Here is a 5,139-nt window from a genome sequence, read left to right as displayed (position 1 = left end):
CGTAGTAAGGGTTACGGTACCCGATGGGGTAGTACCGTTTAGCCTTAACGAGTTGTTTCCGTTATAGTCCGGGATTATAAATTTAAGGCCTGATATAGAGCTGCTTGTAAGTAACCTGTTTACAGGTAAACCATAAGTAGCAGCCGAAGCAGTACTTGAGTTTTTATAATCAAGAGACATATAAGCATTGCCTACACCGTCTACGTCATTAGTAGTAGAAAGGTTAGCTATACCAGTTCCATTAGCAATTACGTCGGCGTTAAAACCGGTAATATCTATAGGAGTGTAGCTGTTTTGTGCTACAAAGCTACCGGTTCCATAACCCGATTCGCATACGCCATCGGCAGCTGCTTTAACCCTGAAATAGTACGTTTGGTTAGCTGTAAGTCCGGTAAGGGCATACTTAATAGCTGTAGTAGTAAACGGAGAACCGCTTATTGCAGAAGTATAACCACTGTCTGTATATACTTCAAGAGTATAGGTAACGTTAGTTCCCAGTACGCTTGCCCAGTTGATTATGGCCTGGTTGTTTTTAATGTTACTTGCGCCTGCTATTGCCGGTGTACCTGTACAGGTAGACTTGTTAGAAGTATAAGCAGCACCATATACAGGGCCTGAACAGCTTATGCCACCATTATTGTATGCGTATACATAATAGTAGTAGTTAGTACCTGCACTAAGGCCGGTATCGTTAAATGTTAAAGTGGTGCCGTTGTATATTACTGTACCTCCGCCAAGTGAAGCACCGGCAGCGTACGATGTGTTATTTACAGGTCCTGCTGATAGTGTAGCTGCTGTGCTGCGTACAATAATGTAGCCTGTAGGTGTAGAAGCATCTGGAGTAACAGTACCTGATATGCTGTTGCTCGATGGCGTAAGCGAAAGGTCTGCAACTGTAGCCGGTGTTTCACATGCAGCCGGAGCTTCTACAATTTGAAGCGTATAGTCTTCTGCTTCACCGTAAGGGCCAGATGCGCTAAATGCACATGGGTTAGACGGTGCAGTGCTGTAATAATCGGCAAGTACTCTCATTCTGTAGTTACCTACAGCTGTACCGGCCGGTATGGCAAAACTTGAGTTATACGACGAGTTGTATCCTGATGAAACAAATACCTGTTCGCCGCTGTCTGCAAAGTCCAGGTCGTTGTTCCAGTCTACCCATATAGACATGCCATAAGTACCAGTGCTGAAAGAAGCGCTGAAGCCTATAGGAGTAGTTACTGTAGACGCACTTAGTGATTGTGCAGTAAAGTTACCATAACCACCTGTTGAATATCCAGACGAAGTGTTAGAGATGTTAGTGTATCCGCCGGTAGTAGCAAAGTTGCTAATATAATAGGTAGATGATGTAGAAGCAGGTGTACAGTATCCATTATAGAAACTTCCTGTTACATAGCCTGATTCACAAATACCGTTACCTGCTTTTACTTTGTAATAGTAGGTAGCATCTGCACTAAGGCCGCTAAATGTGTATGAGCTACCGCTTACGTTAGTAAACGGAGAGCCTGATATAGGGGTTGTAAAAGCTGCATCAGTGTATACTTCTACAGTATATGTTACTGCGCTGGCAGTAGTACCACCCGGGTTACCCAGTACCCATTCTACTGTACCGGTTGTAAAGCCAGGGTTACCGTGGCCTGATGCACTATTCATGGTAGGACAGTCGCCAATCGCTTTACCAGATATTGCAAACATGTTTGCATAACCTGTAGCCGACGAGGTTTTCTTAAGCTGTACGCTTACCACTTTTTTGCCTTGGTTAGCCGCAAGGATAGGGATAGTAACCTGGAATATTTTTGAAGCTCCTGTTTCAGGGGCACCATTACTCCTGTTTACACGGCCTATGCTGCTTATTAGGGCAGGAACGGCTGTAGTACCACTACCATACCAGTCTGTAAATGTAGCCGAGGTTACCGGAGACTGAGAAGTACCGTCTTCAAAGTTTACGGTAATTTCCATAGTAGGAGCACCACTACCGCCGGTTACAGCAAGATAGATGTCTGTAAGTTTTACAGGTGTTACAAAGGTAAGTAAACCTGTTTCGTTCTGTGCTCCCAGCTTAAGGCTGTTGTTAGAGTCGTAATCTCCAAGGAAGAACTTAAGGCCAGATGTAGCCGCGCTGTTCATAACACGGTTAAGCGGAAGAGCATAAGTTATGGCACTTGCTGTAAGATCCAGTTTATAGTCGTTAGACATATAAGCATAACCCGAAAGTCCGGTTGATGTAGCGTCGTCTACAGCATTTGTTGTAGAGTTTACAGCGGCACCTACACCGTTTGCAATTACGTCGTAGCTATAACCTGAAACATCAATAGGGGTGTAACTGTTTTGTGCCACAAAGTTACCGGTAACCCATGTTCCGTTAGTACAGTTGGCAGAGTTTACTTTAACCCTCCAATAGTAAGTAGCGTTTGCTGTAAGGCCTGTAACAGCATACTGAAGACCTGTAATGCCTGTAGATGAGCTTACAAGTGTAGTGTATCCTGAGTCAGAATATAATTCAGCATCGTAAGTAACCGCAGCTGAGCCACCACCTATTGATGAGGTCCAGTTAAGGTTAGCCTGGTCGTTTTTCACGTTACTGGCACCTACAGCAAGCGGATCTGCCACACAGGTAGCCTTATTGGCTGAAACCGATGTGGTGCTGTATACCGGGCCAAGGCAGGTATAGCTACTATCGTAATTGTATGAATATACAAAGAAGTAGTAGTTTGTGTTAGAGTTCAGAGACGATGCTGTAAATGTAGCAGCAGTGCCTGAATATACAATTGTTCCACCTCCTAAAGTAGCTCCTGCACTATAAATAGTGTTGTTAGCAGGTGCTGCACTAAGTGTAGAAGAAGTACTGCGTACTACAAGATAACCGGTAGGAGTAGTAGCAGCCGGAGTTATAGTACCCGTCATGCCGGTAGTAGTTATAGCGCTTAAAGCTAAACCAGTAGCTACATCAGGTGTAGTACATGGTGTTGTGTTTACTACTTTAATAGTGTAATCTTCTGTTTCACCATAGTAAATAGCGCCACAAGGAGCAAGAGTGTACCCACTGTAATAAGTTGTCCTTATCCTCATGCGGTAGTCGCCTATGGCAGTACCCGCCGGTATAGTAATGCTTCCTGTCCAGGTGGTAGAACCATTGGCATTGGTAGCCATAGTTTCACCTGCATCATCAAAGTCAAGATCCTGGTTCCAGTCTACATAAATAACACCTTTGGCTAAAGTAGAACTTTTTACAATTGTATAGTTAAAAGATTCTCCTGCCGCTTTTGCTGCAAATGAAGATGTGTAGTTGTTGTATCCTGCGGCAGTTCCGCCCGAGTGATTAATGTTATTATAAGCACCGGTTGTTACAACAGATGTTATATTGTAAGTTGTAGATGTAACAGTAGGTGTACAATATTGTACAGTTACGCTACCCGTTACATAACCAGAATCGCAAGTACCGTTAACAGACTTTACCCTGTAATAATAAGTAGTACCCAAGGTAAGACCACTTACAGTCTGGCTCGTTGTGGTTATACCTGTAAAAGGCGATCCTGTAACCGGGGTAGTGTATCCACTGTCTGTGTATACTTCAAGAGTAAATGAACCGCCGCTTAAACCCCATGAACCTCCTGCAAAGCTAAATAAGGCTGAAGTTGATGAAGCAGGAGCTGCAGTTACAGTAGGTGCAGTAGCACAGTTGTCTACCATTTTACCCGATACGGCAAATATGTTAGCTACGTTGCTGGTATCTGCTTTAGTAATCGTTACACCGGTAACATATTTTGTTTGGTTAGCCACTTCGATTGGTATAGTAAGCTGAAATAGCTGGAAGTTCCCTGTAGAAGTAGCACCGGTAGTAGCACTAGAGCTACGGTTTGCACGGCCCAAACTGCCTACAATAGCAGGTGTTGCCGTAGGTGCGGTACCATCCCAGTTACCAAAGGTAATGCTGTTAGTAGTTTGTGTAGAGCCATCGTCAAACAATACAGTAACGTTTACTATGGCGTTTCCTCCACCGGCTACTTCAGCCAAGTAAAGCGTTTGCAGCTTAACGGGCTTGGCTAGTGTAAGTGTACCGCTAAGGCCTGCTGTACCACTTGCCAGCCTTAAGGCATTGCTGTAGTTGTTCGCATTATTGGTAGGGTCGCAGTAGGGCTGTAATAAATAGTTAACACCACTATAAGTAATCGATCTGTTTTGTGGTAAACCGTATGTTACACCTTGAAAACCATTAACATGATAAGAATATCCTGTAGGGTTATCTACACTGGCTGTAGTAGTGGCAGGTACCGTAACACCTGTGCCGTTAGCAACAACGTCCTGGTTATATCCTGTTGCTATAAGCGGGCTGGTACCATTAACAGCCACAAAGCTGCCAGTAGTATAAGTAGTGCCTCCTGTTGCTGATATACGATAATAATAAGTAGCACCTGAAGTAGTACTTTCTACATCAACACTTCCACTCGTTAAATTCGTGTATTGGCTAAATAGGTTGGTGTACGCACTGTCGGTATACACTTCTACAGTGTAGGTTGTGCCAGAGATTTGTACCCAGTTTATTGTAGCACCGTTTACGGTAATGTTGCTTGCGCCTACAATTAATGGTGGAGTTTGTGCGTTAGCAGCAATGCTAAACACAGAAAATAGTAAAAGCGCCACCCAGGTTCGGGTTCGCTCTGACAAGTTTCCGGACGATCCATATGGCTGTCCGGCATACCCCCGTAACCTCGCCAAAATTGTGGCGCGGGGAACATTAGCGTAAATTTTTTCCATTTGTACAAGATTTCAAAGTGCTAAACTTAATGAAATTGACAATTTGTTAACGCGGTCATAATAATTTATGATGAATTTTCAATGAAAACGTTTTAACGGGGGGTGTTTGTTAATTTTTTAAAAAGAAATAGCCCTTTTTAAAAAGAATAATCTTATTTTTTCAAGTTTTTTAACATGTAGTTAATCCGCTTTTTTGGCTTTTAATCGATGTTTTTTTTAAGTTTTTTTCTTAAAAAAGTCAGATTACACTACTACTTTAATTAATTAAATGCAAAAAGCAGCGAATTAATTCGCTGCTTTTTAAATAATTATAAAATAAAAGTGTTAAAAAGCGTTTTTTTTTAACACTTTTATTAGTGTACTATACGCTTGGTTACTTTACCG

The 5,139-nt window shown here is 42.7% G+C and carries 1 protein-coding gene; it reads right to left on the bottom strand.

The features are described from left to right. The coding region (locus tag ACLI1A_RS19470) for a beta strand repeat-containing protein (RefSeq protein ID WP_411410369.1) at positions 1 to 4,755 on the bottom strand (4,755 nt) is incomplete at its 3' end. Between the last annotated feature and the right edge of the window lie 384 nt (positions 4,756 to 5,139).

Origin of the sequence: Flavobacterium sp. RHBU_3, assembly GCF_046613565.1 — a bacterium.
In the GTDB taxonomy this organism is placed as follows: domain Bacteria; phylum Bacteroidota; class Bacteroidia; order Flavobacteriales; family Flavobacteriaceae; genus Flavobacterium.
Note: the sequence above shows the minus strand (reverse complement) of the source record. Positions and strands in the feature narration are given on the sequence as shown.